At 73.5% G+C, this 18,178-nt stretch carries 16 protein-coding genes; 6 read left to right on the top strand and 10 right to left on the bottom strand.

Annotation, left to right across the window (positions count from 1 at the left end):
- Positions 1 to 102 precede the first annotated feature (102 nt).
- The 4 genes from ACICHK_RS30920 to ACICHK_RS30905 all read right to left on the bottom strand — a co-directional run bounded on the left by ACICHK_RS30920 (position 103) and on the right by ACICHK_RS30905 (position 3,376).
- Positions 103 to 993, bottom strand: a complete 891-nt coding sequence (locus ACICHK_RS30920) for a family 1 encapsulin nanocompartment shell protein (RefSeq protein ID WP_406839439.1) — start codon at positions 991 to 993, stop codon at positions 103 to 105.
- Positions 990 to 2,027 carry a Dyp-type peroxidase gene (locus tag ACICHK_RS30915; RefSeq protein WP_406839438.1) on the bottom strand — a complete coding sequence of 346 codons (1,038 nt, stop codon included), beginning with the start codon at positions 2,025 to 2,027 and terminating at the stop codon, positions 990 to 992. Before ACICHK_RS30915 ends, ACICHK_RS30920 begins: the two co-directional genes overlap by 4 nt.
- A gap of 118 nt (positions 2,028 to 2,145) precedes the next feature.
- The gene (locus ACICHK_RS30910; protein WP_406839437.1) at positions 2,146 to 2,787 is read right to left on the bottom strand and encodes a DUF1345 domain-containing protein; all 642 of its coding nucleotides are present in this window, start codon (positions 2,785 to 2,787) and stop codon (positions 2,146 to 2,148) included.
- Between the two features lie 103 nt (positions 2,788 to 2,890).
- Complete coding sequence (locus ACICHK_RS30905; RefSeq protein ID WP_151473406.1) at positions 2,891 to 3,376, bottom strand: PaaI family thioesterase; 486 nt, start codon at positions 3,374 to 3,376, stop codon at positions 2,891 to 2,893.
- Between the two features lie 101 nt (positions 3,377 to 3,477).
- Between ACICHK_RS30905 and ACICHK_RS30900 the strand changes: the two genes are divergently transcribed.
- The 3 genes from ACICHK_RS30900 to ACICHK_RS30890 all read left to right on the top strand — a co-directional run bounded on the left by ACICHK_RS30900 (position 3,478) and on the right by ACICHK_RS30890 (position 6,063).
- Positions 3,478 to 3,960, top strand: coding sequence for a winged helix-turn-helix transcriptional regulator (locus tag ACICHK_RS30900; RefSeq protein ID WP_406839436.1), 483 nt, complete (start codon positions 3,478 to 3,480; stop codon positions 3,958 to 3,960).
- Between the two features lie 212 nt (positions 3,961 to 4,172).
- Positions 4,173 to 5,558 carry a diacylglycerol kinase family protein gene (locus ACICHK_RS30895; protein WP_151473408.1) on the top strand — a complete coding sequence of 462 codons (1,386 nt, stop codon included), beginning with the start codon at positions 4,173 to 4,175 and terminating at the stop codon, positions 5,556 to 5,558.
- 64 nt (positions 5,559 to 5,622) lie between these two features.
- Positions 5,623 to 6,063 carry an SRPBCC family protein gene (locus ACICHK_RS30890; RefSeq protein ID WP_406839435.1) on the top strand — a complete coding sequence of 147 codons (441 nt, stop codon included), beginning with the start codon at positions 5,623 to 5,625 and terminating at the stop codon, positions 6,061 to 6,063.
- Between the two features lie 115 nt (positions 6,064 to 6,178).
- On the opposite strand, the gene ACICHK_RS30885 is transcribed toward ACICHK_RS30890, so the two are convergent.
- Positions 6,179 to 7,372 carry a glycoside hydrolase family 6 protein gene (locus ACICHK_RS30885; protein ID WP_406839434.1) on the bottom strand — a complete coding sequence of 398 codons (1,194 nt, stop codon included), beginning with the start codon at positions 7,370 to 7,372 and terminating at the stop codon, positions 6,179 to 6,181.
- Between the two features lie 967 nt (positions 7,373 to 8,339).
- Here ACICHK_RS30885 and ACICHK_RS30880 point away from each other — a divergent pair.
- A complete protein-coding gene (locus ACICHK_RS30880) occupies positions 8,340 to 8,711 on the top strand; it encodes a VOC family protein (protein ID WP_406839433.1) in 372 nt (123 codons plus the stop codon).
- 102 nt (positions 8,712 to 8,813) lie between these two features.
- Here the strand turns inward: ACICHK_RS30880 and ACICHK_RS30875 are convergent, their stop codons facing one another.
- The 4 genes from ACICHK_RS30875 to ACICHK_RS30860 all read right to left on the bottom strand — a co-directional run bounded on the left by ACICHK_RS30875 (position 8,814) and on the right by ACICHK_RS30860 (position 13,960).
- Positions 8,814 to 9,968 (bottom strand): XdhC family protein, encoded by a 1,155-nt coding sequence (locus tag ACICHK_RS30875; protein WP_406839432.1) that lies wholly within the window; start codon positions 9,966 to 9,968, stop codon positions 8,814 to 8,816.
- An 82-nt stretch (positions 9,969 to 10,050) separates the two neighbouring features.
- Positions 10,051 to 12,438, bottom strand: a complete 2,388-nt coding sequence (locus ACICHK_RS30870; RefSeq protein WP_406839431.1) for a xanthine dehydrogenase family protein molybdopterin-binding subunit — start codon at positions 12,436 to 12,438, stop codon at positions 10,051 to 10,053.
- Between the two features lie 2 nt (positions 12,439 to 12,440).
- Positions 12,441 to 13,070, bottom strand: coding sequence for a (2Fe-2S)-binding protein (locus tag ACICHK_RS30865; RefSeq protein ID WP_406839430.1), 630 nt, complete (start codon positions 13,068 to 13,070; stop codon positions 12,441 to 12,443).
- A complete protein-coding gene (locus ACICHK_RS30860; RefSeq protein ID WP_406839429.1) occupies positions 13,070 to 13,960 on the bottom strand; it encodes an FAD binding domain-containing protein in 891 nt (296 codons plus the stop codon). The genes ACICHK_RS30865 and ACICHK_RS30860 overlap by 1 nt, the downstream gene beginning before the upstream one ends.
- A 345-nt stretch (positions 13,961 to 14,305) precedes the next feature.
- Between ACICHK_RS30860 and ACICHK_RS30855 the strand changes: the two genes are divergently transcribed.
- Positions 14,306 to 15,979, top strand: coding sequence for a PucR family transcriptional regulator (locus ACICHK_RS30855; RefSeq protein WP_406839428.1), 1,674 nt, complete (start codon positions 14,306 to 14,308; stop codon positions 15,977 to 15,979).
- Between the two features lie 151 nt (positions 15,980 to 16,130).
- Complete coding sequence (locus tag ACICHK_RS30850) at positions 16,131 to 16,889, top strand: hypothetical protein (RefSeq protein WP_225860892.1); 759 nt, start codon at positions 16,131 to 16,133, stop codon at positions 16,887 to 16,889.
- A gap of 262 nt (positions 16,890 to 17,151) precedes the next feature.
- Here the strand turns inward: ACICHK_RS30850 and ACICHK_RS30845 are convergent, their stop codons facing one another.
- The gene (locus ACICHK_RS30845) at positions 17,152 to 17,997 is read right to left on the bottom strand and encodes a GntR family transcriptional regulator (protein ID WP_406841357.1); all 846 of its coding nucleotides are present in this window, start codon (positions 17,995 to 17,997) and stop codon (positions 17,152 to 17,154) included.
- Positions 17,998 to 18,178: the final 181 nt, after the last annotated feature.

Below are 18,178 nucleotides of genomic sequence, written 5' to 3'. Positions count from 1 at the left end.
GAGCGGGAACGAGCGTTGACGGAAGCCGGAAATCGGATGCGGCCCGGCCGGGGACCCGGGCCGCGTGCGGACCGCCGGGGAGCGCCCGCGTGCCCGGCGGGGTCAGGCCCTGTCCCCACCCCCCTCCCCGTCCGGGTCCCCGCCCGTACCGGTCCACGGGTCGAATGCCACCACGGCCTCGTCCGTGTGGACGAGGAACGTCAGGGTCTGGCGGAAGTACAGGTCGACGCCGGTGGCGTCATGGGCGGTGTAGCCGATGGCGAGATCCTCCCCGAGGCGCAGTTCGTAGTCGCCGCCCCGGGTGGTGAGCAGGAAGGCCCCCTCCACGGCGGGCGCCCAGATCAGCCGGCCGTCGAGCAGTCGGCCGAGGTGGGCGGCGACGGGGTAGCCGTGGTCGGAGGTCTCGCTGACCGCCGTGTACGCCTCCGCGCCCAGCAGCAGCGCGTACGGGCCCTGCACCCCGGCCAGCCGGAGGGTGCTCAGGGCGTGGCTGACGGCGTCCGGGAAGTCGCGCGGCTCCGCGGGAAGGCTGAGCACGGGGTTGGAGGTGCGGGCGCGAAGACCGTCGACACGGGCCGCCGCGTATCCGTCGAAGACGGTCCGGTCCTCGGCGAACGCCATGGTGCGCGCCGCGTCCTTGACCGGCTGCCAGTCGGAGTCCTTGGCGCCCCGGTCCACGTCGTCGACGGCGTCGCGGCTGACCCGGAACGGCACCGTCAGCTCGACCAGGGGCCGGACCTGGCGCAACCGGGCCGCGACACCGGGCGACGGTCCGTCGATGCGGGTGAGGTGACCGGTCCCCACGGCGGCGAGCGCGGGGCCGTCGGGGCCCGTGACGTCCACGACGCGCCGGCCGGCGAGATGGCGCCGGAAGGTCCGGCGCGCCTCGTCCTCGATCTCGTTCCACGCTGCGGGCGTGACGGGGGCGAGTTCACGGTGCAGATTGCCGGTCCCGGCGGTTCCGGCGGCGGTGTCGTCGGGTGCGGTCGTCATGTTCGGGCTCCTTCGAGGCTGCCGATCCCCAGTGAACCGTCCGCCGGGCCGCGCTCGCCGGCCGCGGCGGGCGGGTCCGCCCCGGGCTCGTCCTCCTCCCGCCCGCCCGGAGCCGCGGGAAGGTCGTCGAGGAAGCCGAGGGGCGGCACGTGGAAGAGGCATCCGGTGATCGCGGTCGAGAAGTCGAGGATGCGGTCGTGCGGGGCCCGGCCGTCCCCGAGGAACATGTTGCGCAGCATCTGCTCGGTCACCTCGGGGGTGCGGGCGTACCCGATGAAGAAGGTGCCGAACTCGCCCTCGCCCAGGCTGCCGAACGGCATGTTCTCCCGCACGATCTTGCGTTCGTCGCCGTTCTCGTCGGTGACGGTGTTGAGCGCGACATGGGAGTCGGCCGGTTTGATCTCGTCGGGGAGTTCGACGTTGGCGAGCTTCGTGCGCCCGATGACCCGCTCCTGCTCCTCCGTCGGCAGCGCGTTCCACGCCCGCAGGTCGTGCAGGTACTTCTGGACGATCACGTAACTGCCGCCCGCGAAGGCGGGGTCCTCGTCGCCGACGGCCACGGCGTCGACGGCCGCCGGGCCTTCGGGGTTCTCGCTGCCGTCGACGAAGCCGAGCAGGTCGCGGTCGTCGAAGTACTTGAAGCCGTGGACCTCGTCGACCACCGTGACCGCGCCGTCCAGCCGCTCCATGATCAGCCGGCCGAGTTCGAAGCAGAGGTCCTCGCGGCGGGCCCGGAGGTGGAACAGGAGGTCTCCCGGTGTGGACGGGGCCCGGTGGCGTCCGCCCTCCAACTCCACGAACGGGTGCAGCTCCTGGGGGCGCGGTCCGCCGAACAGCCGGTCCCAGGCCGCCGATCCGATGCCGACGACACAGCCGAGTCCCCCGTCGGGGACCCGGAAGGAGACGGAACGGCGCAGTCCGGAGACGTCCTCCAGCAGACCTCGGACCGTGTCCTCGTGCCCCGGCGTGACGGTGGCCACGAGGAACACGGTGGCCCCTGCCGGTCCGGAGACCACAGCCTGTGGCTCGGCCAAGGGTCGGCCTCCTCGGGGAACGCGAAGGTGTCCGTCGCGCACGGACCGGTCGGTTCCTCCTTCCATCCTGCTGCGTCCCGGGGCGAACCGCATCAGAACCGGGCGCGACCCGGAGCCGTCAGTGGTTCACGAGTCCCACGACGAAATTGACGGCCGTGGCGAGGATGCTGGTGCCGAACACGTACGACAGGAGGCAGTGCCTCAGCACGATCGTGCGGATCCGCGAGCTCGAGACGCCGGTGTCGGACACCTGGTAGGTCATCCCGAGGTTGAAGCTGAAGTAGAAGAAGTCGCGGTACGCCGGCGGGTCGTCCGTGTTGAAGTCGATGCCGCCGTCCGCCTCGTAGTACACGCAGGCGTAGCGGGTGGCGTACATCAGGTGCAGGGCGGCCCAGGTCATGAACACCCCGCACAGGGCGGTCAGGGCGGCGGCGTCGCCGTGGCGGGAGCGACCACTCAGGAGCATCAGCACGATGGCGCACAGTCCGCACAGGGCGGCCGTGACGACCACGAGTTCGTCGGTCAGGGGGCGGAAGTCCTCGCGCCGCGCGTTGTCGCGGGTGGCCGCGGCCGTCATCGGCCACAGCACCGTCCAGCCCGCCAGGACGAAGAACAGCTGTGTCGCGGCGATCCCGGCCGGCAGCCCCAGGAAGACGTCGTTCGCGAGGCCGACGACCACGCCGGTCAGGGCCCCGAGGCCCACCGCGACGGTCAGGCGCGGCACGGCGTCCAGGGGCAGTCCCAACGGGCTGGTCCTCATACGCCGTCACGGTATCCCCGGGACCACGGGCCGGCCCGGCGGAACCCGCCGCCGGAGCCGGGACGGCCGCCCCGCCCGGCGGCGCCGCCCCGGCTCCGGCGGGTCAGACGGGGAACAGCAGGCAGCTGCTGGTGGTGTGGGCGAGCAGCCGGCCGGCCTCGTCGAAGAGCTCCGCCTGGGCCAGGGCCGTACGACGGCCGCTGTTGAGGACGGTGCCGACCGCGCGGACCCTGCCGGTGTCCACGGTGACCGGCCGCAGGAACTTCACGTTCAGGTCGAGCGAGGTGTACCCGGTGCCCCGGGGCAGCACGGACTGCACCGCGCAGCCCGCCGCGGAGTCCAGCAGGGTGGCGTAGATGCCTCCGTGGACGCTTCCGATGGGGTTGTAGTGCTCCTCCCCCGGCACCAGGGTGAAGACCACCCGGCCGTGCTCGACCTCGTCGAGGGTCATGCCGAGGGTCGCGGAGATCGGCGGAGCGGGGAGCCGTCCGGCCTGCATCTCGCGGAGGAAGTCGAGGCCGCTGTACCGGGCGACGGCGGCCGCGGAGACGGCCGGGTCCTCCCAGTCGTACGTACGAGACCTGCCCATGGCTCTGTCACTCTCCCGCCTCGACCACCTGACTATGTTTTTCGAAGCTAGGCGGTGAGGCATCTGGCTGTCAATCTCGCACCCAGCCTACGATGGGACCCATGACGTGGCTCGACACGAATACCGAGAACTGCACGGTCCAGCGGACGCTCGACCTGATCGGCGAGAAGTGGTCGATGCTGGTCCTGCGGGACGCGATGAACGGCGTACGGCGCTTCGACGACTTCCGGCGGCACGTGGGGCTCTCCGAGAGCGTGCTGGCGGACCGGCTGCGGAAGCTGGTCGCGGCCGGGATCCTGGACACCGTGCCGTACAGCGAGCCCGGCAGCCGCACCCGGTACGAGTACCGGCTCACCCGCAAGGGCTGGGAACTGTGGCCCGTCATGATCGCCCTCAAGCAGTGGGGCGACCGCTACACGGCGGACCCCGAGGGGCCGCCGCTGGAGGTCGTGCACGCGGACTGCGGCGAGCAGGTGAGCGCGGTGGTCGTGTGCGGGGCCGGGCACGGCACGCTGATCCCGCCGGAGGCACGCACCCGCCCCGGGCCGTCCGCGCGGCGGACGGAACCCGCCACCGGGCGGTGACCGCCGGAGCCCCGCGGCAGGAAACGGGCCGGGACACACTCCGCCTCGTGGTGCCGGAGCCCGGCTCGTGACAGCGTGACTCCGTACGGGCCCGTCCCGGCACGTCGGACATGGACGTCCGGCGCCCGGGCATCTGGTTCGCGTGACCGGCACGGCGGCGTTCTCCTCGGACGGCGGCCGCGCTGCCGGACGGACCGACCGGTGGAGGAACGATGAGCACGCAGACGGCGCCGCCGGCCCGCGAACGGTGGGCGGCGAGGGCGTCGCTGGCGTCGGCGGCGCTCGCCGTGGCGCTGCCGCTCGCCTTCGGAGGCGTACGCGGCTTCCTGCTCCTGCTGGCCGCTCTCGCCGCCATGGCCGTCGCGGCGGCCGCGCTGTGGTGGGCGCTGACCCGGCGCGGCCCGGTGCGCTGGATCGCGGGGCTGCTCGCGGTGCTCCTCCCCCTCGCCGCCGTCGTGATCCTCGCGATCACGCTGCTGTGGACCCTGCTGCTGTCCCCCCTGCTGTGGATCGTCGCCGTGTGGTGCGGCCGTTACGCGCTGCGCAGCGCCCGCGGCCGGCACCGGCCCATGAGGGAGCACCGCACCCCGCCGCCGCGGAAGCCGTTCGTCCTCATGAATCCCCGGTCCGGCGGCGGCAAGGTGGAGCGGTTCGGTCTCGTGGAGAAGGCCGAGCGGCTCGGTGCCCGCGTCGTGCTCCTCGACCCGGAGCGGCACCAGGACGTCACCGAGCTGGCCCGGCAGGCGGTCGCGGACGGGGCGGACCTGCTGGGCGTCGCGGGCGGGGACGGGACGCAGGCGCTCGTCGCGGCCGTCGCCGCCGAACACGGTCTGCCGTTCCTCGTCGTCTCGGCCGGCACCCGCAACCACTTCGCCATGGACCTCGGTCTCGACCGCGACGATCCCGCCACCTGCCTGGACGCGCTGACGGACGGGGTCGAACTGCGGGTGGACCTCGGCTTCGCCGGGGAGCACCCGTTCGTCAACAACGCCTCGTTCGGCGCGTACGCGGCGGTCGTCCAGGATCCCGCCTACCGGGACGACAAGATCGGCACGATCCTGGAGCTCCTCCCGGACCTGCTCACCCGTGAGCGGGGGCCCGTGCTGACCGCCCACGCGGCCGGCACGACCCTCGAGGCGCCCCAGGCGGTGCTGGTGAGCAACAACCCCTACCGCACGAACGATCCGGCGGGACTCGGCCGGCGCGAGCGGCTGGACTCGGGGCTGCTCGGTGTCCTCGGCGTCAAGGTGGACAGCGCGGTCGAGGCCGCCGCCCTGCTGCTCGCCCCGGCGCCGCAGGGCCTGGCGGTCCTCACCGCGCGCGAGGTGGTCGTGACCGCCGACGGCGGCGAACTGGAGGCCGGCATCGACGGCGAGGCCATGGTGCTGCCCACCCCGGTGCGCTGCCGTGTCGAACCGGGTGTGCTGCGCGTGCGCGTCCCGAAGGAGCGTCCGGGCGTCCCCGCGGTCCAGCCCGCCCTGGACTGGCGCCGGCTGCTGGCCATGGCGCTGCTCGTGAGCCGCACGGCCGGTGTGCACCGCCCCGGCCACGGACCGGGACGGGAGCGGCGCCCCGAGGAACGGTCCGGCACCCCGTGAGCACCGGACGGGTCCGGAGGAGTCCGTCCCCTCCGCGGGGCCTTCGGGCGCCTACGATCACACCGTGGTCCTCTTCGTCCTGGAACGCGTGTCCCGGCACCCCGTCGCCGAGAGCTGGCGGCGGCTGACCGACTGGCCCCGGCACGCGGACGTCGTCCCGCTGACCCGGATCACCGTGCGCACTCCGGCGCCGACGCGGGAGGGGACGGTCTTCGTGGCGCGGTCGGGGCTCGGACCGCTCGCGTTCGACGATCCGATGGAGGTCGTCGCCTGGCGCCCGCCGGGCGACGGGGGGCCGGGAACGTGCCGGCTGGTCAAGCGCGGCACGTTCGTCACGGGCTGGGCCGAGTTCGAGGTGCACCCGGTGGACGGCGGCGGTTCACGGGTGGTCTGGCGGGAGGACCTGAGCGTGCGCGGGCTGCCCGGATCCGCCGACCGGCTTCTGGGCCGGTCGGCGCGGTGGATGTTCGGGCGGGCGATGGACGGGCTGCTGGAGCGGGGATGAGGGGGGCGGTCCCCCCGGGGACCGCCCCGGGAGACCGACCGGCGAACCGACCGGGAAACCGACCGGGGAGACCGGTCTCCCGGCGGGTCGACTTCCGGGGAGAAGCGTCAGGTCGTCAGCTCCCGGGAAGAAGCGGCGGTTCAGCCAACTGGGCCAGTTCCAGAGCCTGTTGCGGGAACCAGTCCCCCGCCTTCGGGTCGACCGTGCCGCGCTCGGGGTCCTCGGGGCCCGCGGTTCCGCGCAGACAGAGTCCGTCCGACTCGCCGGGCGTCTTGATCCACAACCGGGCGTCCTGGAGCGGGTCGCCGGTGCGCAGCGTGGGATGGGCGCCGAGGCCCCGGCCCGGCGGGTTGCACCAGTCCTGCGCGTCGGTGTACTTGCCCGGCGGCGGGGTCCAGGTGCCCCGGCCGTTGCGGCTGGAGTCCGTGACGAAGTGCTTCATCCGGGACGGCGGGACCGACACGTGCGCGTCGAGCCAGGCCTGCGCGTCGGCGCGCGACCAGTACTGGTTGGGGCACTGGGCGACCTCACCACCGCCGTCGGCGTAGGCCAGACAGGACGAGATCAGCTTGCCGTACCAGGAGTTGGCGTCGTCGGTCTGGTAGTTCGAGGCGTTGGTGTAGAAGCCGGAGGCCCGGGCCACCCCGCCCCGGATCAGGCGCGGCACGATGTCGTTGACGGAGTGCCAGCCCGGGTGCCCGGTGTCGAGGTACACCTTCATACCGCGCAGCGGCTCCAGGGCGTCGACCGCGTAGTTGACCTCGGTGTAGCGCGCGGCGGTCTTCGTGCCCTGCGCGTCGTCCTGGCCGCAGTCGGAGGGCAGCAGGGCGAGGGCGTCGGGTTCCAGGGTGACGATCGCGTCGCCGCGCCCGATCCCGCGCGCCACGGCGTCGATCCACGCCTGGTACTGGGCGGTGTCCGCGGCGCCGCCCGCCGAGTAGTTGGAGCAGTCCCGGCCGGGGATGTCGTACAGCGTCAGCGCGGGGACCGCGCCGTGGCGGCCCGCGTCGCGCACCACCGCGCGGACCTCCTTCTCCACCTCGGCCGGGGTCTGGTCACCGAACCAGACGGCCTGCGGGGTGTTCACCATCGCCACGACGGCCGCCGCGTCGCGCAGCCGGCCCGCGCGGGCGAGGTCGAGGGCCTGCCGGTACGCCGCCGGATTGGCGTCGGGGACGTACAGCGCCGGCCCGCGGCCGCCGGCCCCGGCGGTGTGCGTGGCCCCGGCGGCGTGTGCCGGCGGTACGGCGAACAGGGCCGCCAGTCCGACGGACAGAGCGGCGAGCCAGGTGGGGATGCGTCGTCTCATACGGGTTCACTCCGGGGTCGCAAGGGTCACGCGGGACTTGCGGAGGGACATGCGGGAGCGCTCCCACAGGAGGTTCGCGGAGAGGCGCGCGTGCGTCAATACGGGGTACGGAAGAACAGCGCCGAAAGCGACGGAACGGCCCGGAGCCCGGGCCGGGAGAACGGGGACGCGAGAGCCGGCACGCCCCCTCCCGGGCCGCCGACGTCAGCCCCGACGACCGGTTCACCCTTCGCATCCCGGCGGCACATGCGTGCCGCCCCTCCGGCGCCTCGTCACGGCGCCGGCTGGATCCGGGACACTCTGCTCACGCCGGGCTGATCCACGAGCCGTACGAGCCGACTGGCACCGAGGGCGGCGCCTTCCCGCACGTGTCGGCGCCCTGGTCCACGTACGCATCCGCTCTGGTGGGACCGCACTCCTCGTGGCGTGGCCCTCGAACCGGAGAGTCATCACGAGGTGCGACACGTCGGCAGGGTCCATTTCCCACCCCTGAGCGAGATGATCACATAAGTTGACCTCCGATCGGCTGACGCCGTCGGCATCTGACCAATGCCGGAAGACGGACGGTCGAATTCCGTGGAGGGGAAGACAACTTGAAGGAAAACGCTGTTCGCCGGGCTGTCCGCACAAGCGCCTTGGCCTTGCCCGCCACCGTAGTTGCAGCCGGTACAGCTGTCGGCGCAGTCGTGGACGACTGATCAGGTACCAGCCGTCGAACGGGGAACGGGTGGACAACGAGGGGCGCCGTCCTGATGCGGCGGACATCGAGACGGCCGGATGCTCCGGTCTGTCCGGGGCGGTTCGCTCTGTTGGGTGTCCTGTCCCAGATGACTGCGGGCAGGGTGCGGCTCTGGCCTGGGGCGCCTACGGCTGAGTGGAACGGGAGGGCGGTCGGTGCCCGCTCAACTGTAGGCAGCCGTCTCTAAGGTGTTGATCGCGGAAGTCCACCGATCGGTCCGGAGGCGCCATGTCCCTGCAGATGAAGCTGGTTGCAATAACGCTCGACTGCCCTGATCCGCCGGCTTTGGCGGCGTTCTATCAGCAGGCCACCGGCCTTGAACCGCACCCGAAGTCGGACGCCGACTTCGCGGGCCTCAACGGTGAGCACGGACTTTTGATCGGTTTTCAACGGGTCGACGACTACCAGGCTCCGAGCTGGCCCGGCCAAGTCGTTCCCCAGCAGCTTCACATCTGCTTCAAGGTCGATGAGGACTTGGTCGTGGCCGAGGCCCGGCTGCTGGAGCTGGGTGCGGGCAAGCCGGACCACCAGCCGCATGGCGACAAGGCGCGGGTCCTCACCGATCCGGTTGGGCATCCGTTCTGCATCAGCCTGCGCTGATGGACGCCCTGCTCGGGGCGCGTCGGCCGGGGTCGTCCCGCTAGGGCGCGGTTCGGCATGTGCAGGCAGCTCGGCCCCGGTCCGCGGCGGCGGGACCGGTCCTCAGGCCACCGAGCCGATCCGGTGTGCCGGGGGCGTGGGGGTGTCGTGGTGGATGGGGGTGTGCGCGCCGGTCAGGGGGACCCCGCTTCCTCCGCGCCGGTCGGCCACGATCTCCGCCGCGATCGACAGTGCCGTCTCCTCGGGGGTCCGCGCCCCCAGGTCCAGGCCGATCGGCGACCTGAGGCGGGCCAGTTCGAGCTCGGTCACGCCGACCTCGCGCAGCCTCTCGTTCCGGTCCAGGTGGGTGCGGCGCGAGCCCATGGCGCCGACGTACGCCACCGGGAGCCGCAGCGCGAGCCTCAGCAGCGGGACGTCGAACTTGGCGTCGTGGGTGAGGACGCACAGGACCGTGCGGGAGTCGACCTCCGTGCGCTCCAGATAGCGGTGGGGCCACTCGACGACGATGTCGTCCGCCTCGGGGAAGCGTGCCGCCGTCGCGAAGACCGGGCGGGCGTCGCACACCGTCACCCGGTAGCCGAGGAACTTGCCCGCGCGCACCAGCGCGGAGGCGAAGTCGATCGCTCCGAAGACGATCATGCGCGGGGGCGGGACCGAGGACTCCACCAGGACCGTGAGCGGTGCTCCGCAACGAGAGCCCTGCTCTCCGATCTCCACGGTGGCGGTACGGCCGGCGTCCAGCTGGGCCGCCGCCTCGCCGATCACCGTGCGGTCGAGCCCGGGGTGGGCGCCGAAGCCGCCCTCGTGGGAGCCGTCGGGCCGCACGAGGAGGGCCCGGCCCATCAGCTCGGCGGGTCCGCTCACCACACGGGCGAGGGCCGCCGCCCCGCCGGCCGCCGCGGCGGCCAGGGCCGCCGCGAACACCGTCCGGCGGGCGGTGTCGCGGGAGCGGACCGGGGTGACCAGGACGTCGATGACGCCGCCGCAGGTCAGACCGACCGCGAAGGCGTCGTCGTCGCTGTAGCCGAAGCGTTCGAGGACGGTCTCGCCGTCCTCCAGCGCCCGCGCGCACAGGTCGTAGACCGCCCCCTCCACGCAACCGCCCGAGACCGAGCCGATCGCCGTGCCGTCGGAGTCGACGGCGAGCGCGGCGCCGGGCCGGCGGGGGGCACTGCCGTCGACCGCCACCACGGTGGCGACGGCGAAGTCGCGTCCCTGCTCGACCCACCGGTGCAGTTCTTCGGCGATGTCCAGCATGTCTCGGTCTCCTCGACTGCGGCTGTGCGGAAGGGGTCCGGGCGTCGGCGGAAGTACCGGTCGGGCCGGGAGCGCCCGGCGCCTAGGCGGTCCCCGTGAGGTGTTCGGGGCGTACCGGGGTCCGGGCGAGCTCCAGACCCGTCGCGTTCCGGATCGCCGCGAGGACGGCCGGGGTGGACGACAGGGTCGGGGCCTCGCCGACGCCACGGAGCCCGTACGGGGCGTGGTCGTCGGCGAGTTCGAGCACGTCGACGGGGATGGTCGGCGTGTCGAGGATGGTGGGGATCAGATAGTCCGTGAAGGAGGGGTTCTTCACCTTCGCCGTCCTCGGGTCGACGATGATCTCCTCCATCACCGCGACGCCCAGGCCCTGGACGGTGCCGCCCTGGATCTGGCCGACGACGGACAGCGGGTTGAGCGCCTTGCCGACGTCCTGGGCACAGGCCAGTTCGACGACCTTGACCAGCCCGAGTTCGGTGTCCACCTCGACGACGGCGCGGTGCGCGGCGAAGGAGTACTGGACGTGCCCGTTCCCCTGCCCGGTGCGCAGGTCGAAGGGTTCGGTCGGACGGTGCCGCCACTCGGCCTCGACCTCGACGGCCTCTCCTTCGAGGACGTCGACGAGATCGGCGAGGACCTCGCCGCCGTCGGTGACGACCTTGCCGCCCTCCAGGAGGAGTTCGGCCGTGGCCCACGCGGGGTGGTACGTGCCGAACTTGCGGCGGCCGATCTCCAGGACCTTCTCGCGGACCAGCTCGCAGGAGTTCTTGACGGCGCCGCCGGTGACGTACGTCTGACGCGAGGCGGACGTCGAACCGGCGCTGCCCACCCGGGTGTCGGCCGGCTGGATGGTCACCTGGGCGACGCCCAGCTCGGTGCGGGCGATCTGCGCGTGGACGGTGACCCCGCCCTGGCCGACCTCCGCCATCGCCGTGTGCACGGTGGCGACCGGCACGCCGCCGACGACCTCCATGCGGACCCTGGCGGTCGAGTAGTCGTCGAATCCCTCCGAGAAACCGACGTTCTTGATGCCGACGGCGTACCCGATCCCGCGGACGACGCCTTCGCCGTGCGTGGTGTTGGACAGGCCGCCGGGCAGTTGCCGTACGTCCGCCTCCTCGCCCGCCGAGAGCCACTGCCGTTCGGGCGGGAGGGGCAACGCCTTGACGCGGCGCAGGAGTTCGGCGACCGGTGCCGGTGAGTCGACGCGCTGCCCGGTCGGCAGGAGCGAGCCCTGCTCCATCGCGTTGAGCCGGCGGAACTCGACCCGGTCCATGCCCACCTCGTCGGCGAGCCTGTCCATCTGGGCCTCGTAGGCGAAGCACGCCTGGACCGCGCCGAAGCCGCGCATGGCGCCGCAGGGCGGGTTGTTGGTGTAGAGCGCGAGGGCCTCGATGTCGACGTCGTCGACCACGTACGGGCCGACGCCGAGCGAGGAGGCGTTGCCGACGACCGCCGGGGAGGCCGACGCGTACGCGCCGCCGTCGAGGACGATCCGCGCCTTGACGTGCGTGAGCTTGCCGTCCTTGGTGGCCCCGTGCTCGTAGGTGAGCTTGGCGGGGTGGCGGTGGACGTGTCCGAAGAAGGACTCGAAGCGGTTGTAGACGATCTTGACGGGCTTGCCGGTGCGCAGGGCCAGCAGACAGGCGTGGATCTGCATCGACAGGTCCTCGCGGCCGCCGAACGCGCCGCCGACCCCGGACAGGGTCATCCGGACCTTGTCCTCGGGCAGGCCGAGCACCGGGGCGATCTGGCGCAGGTCGGAGTGCAGCCACTGGGTGGCGATGTAGAGCTCGACGCCGCCGTCCTCCGCGGGCACGGCGAGGCCGGACTCGGGGCCGAGGAATGCCTGGTCCTGCATGCCGAAGGTGTACTCGCCCCGGACGACGAAGTCGGCCCGGCGCGCGGCCGCTCCGGCGTCGCCGCGGACGATCGGCTGGCGGTGCAGGACGTTCGGGTGCGGGACGTGGCCGGCGTGGTGGTCGGTGCGGTTCTCGTGGACCAGGACCGCGTCCGGCGCGGTGGCGGACGCCTCGTCCGTGATCACCGGCAGCTCGCGGTACTCCACCTTGATCTTCGCGGCGGCGCGGCGGGCGGTCTCCGGGTGGTCGGCGGCGACGATGGCGACGGGCTCGCCGTGGTGGCGCACCTTGCCGTGCGCGAGGACCGGGGTGTCCTGGATCTCCAGGCCGTAGTGGCGCACGCCGGTGGGCAGGTCGTCGTACGTCATGACGGCGTACACGCCGGGGGTGGCCAGGGCCTCGGCCGTGTCGATGGACACGATCTCGGCGTGGGCGACGGTGGAGCGCAGGATCTGGCCCCACAGCATGTCCTCGTGCCACATGTCGGAGGAGTACGCGAACTCGCCGGTGACCTTGAGGGTGCCGTCCGGGCGGAGGGTGGACTCGCCGATGCCGCCCCTGGTCCCGGAACCCTGGGTGATGTTCGTGGGTGTGCCGGTCGTTCCCATGGTCAGACCGCCTCGGACTGCCGGGCGGCCGCGAGGCGGACCGCGTCCATGATCTTCTCGTAGCCGGTGCAGCGGCACAGGTTGCCCGAGAGCGCCTCGCGGATGTCCGCGTCGGTCGGGTTCGGGGTGCGCTCCAGCATCTCGTCCGCAGCGATCAGCAGTCCCGGGGTGCAGAAGCCGCACTGGACGGCTCCCGCGTCGATGAACGCCTGCTGCACGGGCGAGAGTTCGGTTCCCTCGCCGGTCTGCGAGTCCTGACCCTCGGCGGCCCTCCCCCAGGCTTCGCCCGGGGGGACCCCCAGCTGGGCCTCGTCGAGCGAAATACCCTCTCCGTCACCGGAGTCGCAGGTACCCGTCGTACAACCGGAGTGCTCCGCACGCCGCCTGGCGAAGTCGGCCAGCCCCTCGACGGTGACGACCTCGCGGCCCTCGGCCTGGCCGGCCGCGACCAGACAGGAGCACACGGGCACACCGTCCAGGCGGACGGTGCAGGAGCCGCACTCGCCCTGCTCGCAGGCGTTCTTGGAACCGGGCAGACCCAGGCGCTCGCGCAGGACGTACAGGAGGCTCTCGCCCTCCCAGACGTCGTCGGCCTCCTGCCGGCGGCCGTTGACCGTGAAGCTGACACGCATTACGCGACTCCCTCCGTACGGGCGGCGGCGCCGCGGTAGGACTCCCAGGTCCAGGTCAGAGTGCGGCGGGCCATGACCCCGACCGCGTGGCGGCGGTAGCCCGCCGTGCCGCGGACGTCGTCGATCGGGTTGCAGGCGGCGGAGCACAGCGCGGCGAACTGCTTGGCCACCGAGGGGGTGATGATCTTCCCGTTGTCCCAGAAGCCGCCCTCGTCGAGCGCCGCGTTCAGGAACTCCTCGGCGGCCTTCGCGCGGACCGGGGTCGGCGCGGCCGAACCGATTCCGGTGCGGACCGTACGGGTCTCGGGGTGCAGGGCCAGGCCGAAGGCGCACACCGCGATCACCATCGCGTTGCGGGTGCCGACCTTGGAGAACTGCTGCGGCCCGTCCGCCTTCTTGATGCGGACGGCGCGGATCAGCTCGTCGGGCGCGAGCGCGTTGCGCTTCACGCCGGTGTAGAAGTCGTCGATCGGGATCAGCCGCGAACCGCGCACCGACTCGGCCTCGACCTCGGCGCCCGCCGCGAGGAGGGCGGGGTGGGCGTCACCGGCCGGGGAGGCGGTACCGAGGTTGCCGCCGACGCCGCCGCGGTTGCGGATCTGCGGGGAGGCCACCGTGTGGGAGGCGAGCGCCAGCCCGGGAAGCTCGCGGCGCAGGTTCTCCATGATCCGGGTGTACGGGACGGAGGCACCGAGGCGCACGGTCCCCTCGTCGGCCTCCCACTCGTTCAGCTCTCCGACGCGGTTCAGGTCGAGGAGGTACTCGGGCCTGCGGTGATCGAAGTTGATCTCGACCATCACATCCGTGCCACCCGCGATCGGCACGGCGGTGGGGTGCTCGGCCTTGGCGGCGAGCGCCTCCTCCCAGCTGGCGGGGCGAAGGAAGTCCATGAACGGCTCTCTTCATTCGTGTCGTGGGTGTTCTGATCGAGCCGGATCGGGTGCGGTGTCCTCGGTTCGTCCATGAGGTCTCGACAGCGGAGTGGGGTCAGTACACAACCGCGTCCCGCGCCGGGGTCAGTCACGGAAACCATGAAGGAGTTCGCTGGCCAGCGTGCGCATCTTGTAGATTCGTATGAACCGGGGCCCTCGGCAACCTCCTCGTTTTCCTCCGGAAACAGACACGGAGTCCGCCGGCGACAGAGGGACGGCTCTCCGCTCCGCGGGGCCCGGGAGGCCGGTGGGCCCCACACCGGTCCATCGTAGATTTCGAGACAAAGAACGGCGGCGACGAGAATGCGGCTGCGCGCACTGCTGGACACGGACGCGCTGGGCCTGCGGCTGCTCGGCGGCGAGGGCGAGCTCGACCGCACCGTACGCGGTGTGATGACCACCGACCTCAAGGACCCGAGCCGCTACCTCTCGGGCGGCGAGCTGGTCCTCACCGGCCTCGCCTGGCGGCACGACGCCGAGGACTCCGAGCCGTTCGTCCGCATCCTCGCGAGCGCCGGGGTCTCGGCCCTGGCCGCGGGCGAGGCGGAGCTCGGCGACATCCCCGACGACCTGGTCGTCGCCTGCGCCCGGCACCGGCTGCCGCTGTTCGCCGTGAACGAGTCGGTCGCCTTCGCCACGATCACCGAGCACGTCGTGCGCCAGGTCTCGGGCGAGCGCGCCGGTGATCTGGCCGCCGTGGTCGAGCGGCACCGGCGGATGATGACCTCGGGCCCGGCGGGCGGCGGCCCCGACGTGGTCCTCGACCTCCTCGGCACCGACCTCGACCTGCGGGCCTGGGTCCTCTCCCCCGCCGGACGGCCCGTCGCGGGCTCGAAGCTCGCGGGCGGCGAGCTGCCCGCGGGCACCCGCGCCGAGCTGGCCGCCGCCCATCTCGCGGCGGTCCGCACCGGACGCCGGGGACCGCACCGGGTGACGGTGGGCCCCGCGATGTACTCGCTCTTCCCCGTCCGCTCCTCGGGGCGCGCCGGGGGCGGCTCCCGGGACGTCCGCGAGAGCGTGCTCTCCGACTGGCTGCTCGCCGTCGAGGCGGACGCCGGGGACTGGCCCGAGGAGCGGCTCGACCTGCTCCAGGGCGTCACCCAGCTGATCGCGGTGGAGCGGGACCGGCGGGACGCGGCGCGCACGGTCCGGCGGCGGCTCGCGCAGGAGGTCCTCGAACTGGTCCAGGCGGGGGCCGCGCCCACCGAGATCGCGGCCCGGCTGCGGGTCGCGGCGCCGGTGCTGCTGCCGGGCCTGGGCGCGGCCCCGCACTGGCAGGTCGTGGTGGCGCGCGTCGAGTGGGACGGCGGCGGGATCGAGGGCGGCCCGGTCGCCCAGGCGCTGCTGGAGGAGATCCTCGTCGACCCGCTGTCGCCGGGCCCCGAGCACTCCGACCGGATCGCCGTCGCCCACACGGGCGCGGAGGCGGTCGCGCTCGTCCCCCTTCCGGCGGTCCCCTCCGACGACGACGGCTCCGATCCCGGTCTGCACGCCGACGCGCTGCTGGCGGCGGTACGGGAGCCGCTGTCGGCCGGTCTGGACGACGACGGGCGGCTCACCATCGGCGTCAGCGCCGCCGTCCACTCGGCCGAGGGACTGCGCGGCGCCCTGGAGGAGGCCCGGCACGCCCGCCGGGTCGCCGCGGCCCGCCCCGGACGGGTCTGCGCGGCCGGGCACCATGAGCTGGCCTCGCACGTCCTGCTGCTGCCGTTCGTCCCGGACGACGTGCGCCGCGCCTTCACCGCCCGGCTGCTGGACCCGCTGCGCGAGTACGACGGCCGGCACCGCGCGGAGCTGATCCCGACCCTGGAAGCGTTCCTGGACTGCGACGGCTCCTGGACGCGCTGCGCCGCCCGTCTGCACCTGCACGTCAACACGCTGCGCTATCGCGTCGGCCGTATCGAGCAGTTGACGGGTCGTGATCTGTCGCGCCTGGAGGACAAGTTGGACTTCTTCCTGGCACTGCGCATGAGCTGATCCCAGGAGTCCCGGGCGACCCGGCGCGGGAACGATGACTTTGTGAAATCCTTCACCCACCCTCTTGGCCGGGCCCCGTGATCCGTGCTGAGATGCCACCACTCAACAGCTCAATGGTGTGCTCGGGGAGGGCAACGTGGCGCATACCGCCATGTCTGGTACCGGAACGACTGCAGGGGACGATCCACTCCAGACCGCGGTATGGCGGCTGCGCTCGCGCGCCTGCTGGGCCGACGCGGCCGCGCTGATCCAGCCGCACGCGGCGGCGCCCGCGCTGCAGAGAGCCTCGCTCCTGGTCGAGCGCTGCCTCTACACCGAGCAGGGCTGGGCCGAGGCGGAGGACGCGCTGCGCACCGCCGAGGCGCTGGCGCAGAGCGATGACGAGCGGGGCGCGGCGGCCTGCGAGCGGGGCCAGCTCGCCTACGCCGCCACCCTGCTGAGGGTGCGCGACCGGGCCGACGAGGCGAGGGCGGCGCTCGGCCGGGCCGCGGCGCTGCTCGCGCCGGGCGCGCCCGGCAGGGCCCTGCTGGACTTCCGGCGCGGGCTGCTCGCCGAGAACCTCGCGCACGCGCCGCAGGCGGCCCGCGCCGCGTACCGGCGGGCGCACGCGGGCGCGACCGACCGGAACGACGCGCTGCTGCTCTCCTTCACCTGGCGGCATCTCGCCGGGATCGCCCTGCGCGAAGGGGAGTTGGCGGAGGCCCGGCACGGCTTCGCCGAATCCCTGCGGATCCGGGAGGAGCTGGGGTACCTCGTCGGAACGGCTCCGGCGCTGGCGTCCCTCGCCGACGCCGAGACCGAGCCGGAGGCGTCGCGGCTGCGGGCGGAGGCGGGCCGGCTGTTCCGGCTGCTCGGGGGCGTCCCCCTGTGGCTGGCGGACCAGTTGTCACCCCCCGCGGCGACGGCCTGACCGCACCCGGGCGGGCGGACACCGCGTCCGCCGCGGGATCCCGTCGCCCGGCACGGTCACGTACGGCCGGAACGCCCCGCCACGCCCCGCACGGGGGCGGGGGCGGGGCGCCCTCACGCACGCTCCGGCGTCCGGCGGGCCCACGCGGCCCGTACGCCGGGGACGGGCCGCACGGCGGGGCGGCCCTGTCGCCCGCGGCGTCCCCGTGGGCGGCGAAGACGGACGGGGCCGGGTCTCCCGGGACGCCCGGCGTCCGGGTGCCTCAGGACGCGCCGGTGAAGTGTTCCTGCACCAGGGCCTGGACGACCACCAGGTCCTCGGCGATCAACGCGTCCAGCAGCGCGGTGTGTTCGGCCGCGTCGGCCACCAGGTCCGCGCGGCCCCGGGAGACGGGACCGCCGACGAGGGGCCACTGGGCGCGGCGGTGCAGATCGTCGGCGATGCGCACCAGCTGCGCGTTGCCCGCGAGGGCGAGGACCGCGCGGTGGAAGGAGCGGTCGGACTCCGCGTAGGTCGCGCGGCAGCCCGAGGACGCGGCCCGCACGGTGGCCTCGGCGAGCGGGCGCAGCTCGGCCCAGCGGGCGGCGGGCACGGTGCGCGCGAGCCTCAGCATCACCGGGACCTCGATCAGGCCCCGGATCTCCGCGAGTTCGGCCAGCTCCCGGGTGCCGCGCTCGACGACGCGGAAGCCCCGGTTGGGGACGACCTCGACGGCGCCTTCGAGGGCGAGCTGCTGCATCGCCTCCCGGACGGGCGTCGCGGACACACCGAAGCGTTCGCCGAGCGCGGGCGCCGAGTACACCTCGCCGGGGGCGAGTTCACCCGCGACGAGCGCGGTGCGCAGGGCGTCGAGGATCTGCCCCCGCACGGAGGCGCGCTGCACGACGGGGCGGGCGGTCCCGGCACGCGGGGCGGGACGGGCCTCCCCGGCGCGCACGGCCGAAGGGACTTCGCCGTCGCGCGCGGAGCGGGCGTTCGGCTCGCGTACGGCCGGACGGGCCTCCTCCGCCTGCGGCCGGGCCTCCTCCGCCTGCGGCCGGGCCTCGTCCGCGCGTACGGAACGGGCGTACGGCGGGCGTACGGCGGGGCGGGGCCCGTCGGCGTGCACGGGCCTGGCGTTCTCGGCGTCCGCGGCGGGGCGGGTGGTGTCCTCGGTGCGCGGGTGCGGGACCGGCGCCTCGCTGTGCGTGTGCTCGCCCCGGGCCGAGGCCGGGGCCACGGGGGAACCGCCGCCCGGTCCGGCACTCCGGCCCGCGCCGGGGCCGTCGCCCATGGCGCCCATGGCGCCC

This window comes from Streptomyces sp. AHU1 (assembly GCF_045343905.1).
In the GTDB taxonomy this organism is placed as follows: domain Bacteria; phylum Actinomycetota; class Actinomycetes; order Streptomycetales; family Streptomycetaceae; genus Streptomyces; species Streptomyces triticiradicis.
Note: the sequence above shows the minus strand (reverse complement) of the source record. Positions and strands in the feature narration are given on the sequence as shown.

Bases quoted from the DNA above. Each gene is read 5' to 3' on its own strand.
- ACICHK_RS30920 (WP_406839439.1), bottom strand. From the start codon at position 993: ATGACGACCGCACCCGACGACACCGCCGCCGGAACCGCCGGGACCGGC.
- ACICHK_RS30910 (WP_406839437.1), bottom strand. From the start codon at position 2,787: ATGAGGACCAGCCCGTTGGGACTGCCCCTGGACGCCGTGCCGCGCCTG.
- ACICHK_RS30905 (WP_151473406.1), bottom strand. From the start codon at position 3,376: ATGGGCAGGTCTCGTACGTACGACTGGGAGGACCCGGCCGTCTCCGCG.
- ACICHK_RS30900 (WP_406839436.1), top strand. From the start codon at position 3,478: ATGACGTGGCTCGACACGAATACCGAGAACTGCACGGTCCAGCGGACG.
- ACICHK_RS30895 (WP_151473408.1), top strand. From the start codon at position 4,173: ATGAGCACGCAGACGGCGCCGCCGGCCCGCGAACGGTGGGCGGCGAGG.
- ACICHK_RS30885 (WP_406839434.1), bottom strand. From the start codon at position 7,372: ATGAGACGACGCATCCCCACCTGGCTCGCCGCTCTGTCCGTCGGACTG.
- ACICHK_RS30880 (WP_406839433.1), top strand. From the start codon at position 8,340: ATGTCCCTGCAGATGAAGCTGGTTGCAATAACGCTCGACTGCCCTGAT.
- ACICHK_RS30875 (WP_406839432.1), bottom strand. From the start codon at position 9,968: ATGCTGGACATCGCCGAAGAACTGCACCGGTGGGTCGAGCAGGGACGC.
- ACICHK_RS30870 (WP_406839431.1), bottom strand. From the start codon at position 12,438: ATGGGAACGACCGGCACACCCACGAACATCACCCAGGGTTCCGGGACC.
- ACICHK_RS30865 (WP_406839430.1), bottom strand. From the start codon at position 13,070: ATGCGTGTCAGCTTCACGGTCAACGGCCGCCGGCAGGAGGCCGACGAC.
- ACICHK_RS30860 (WP_406839429.1), bottom strand. From the start codon at position 13,960: ATGGACTTCCTTCGCCCCGCCAGCTGGGAGGAGGCGCTCGCCGCCAAG.
- ACICHK_RS30855 (WP_406839428.1), top strand. From the start codon at position 14,306: ATGCGGCTGCGCGCACTGCTGGACACGGACGCGCTGGGCCTGCGGCTG.
- ACICHK_RS30850 (WP_225860892.1), top strand. From the start codon at position 16,131: ATGTCTGGTACCGGAACGACTGCAGGGGACGATCCACTCCAGACCGCG.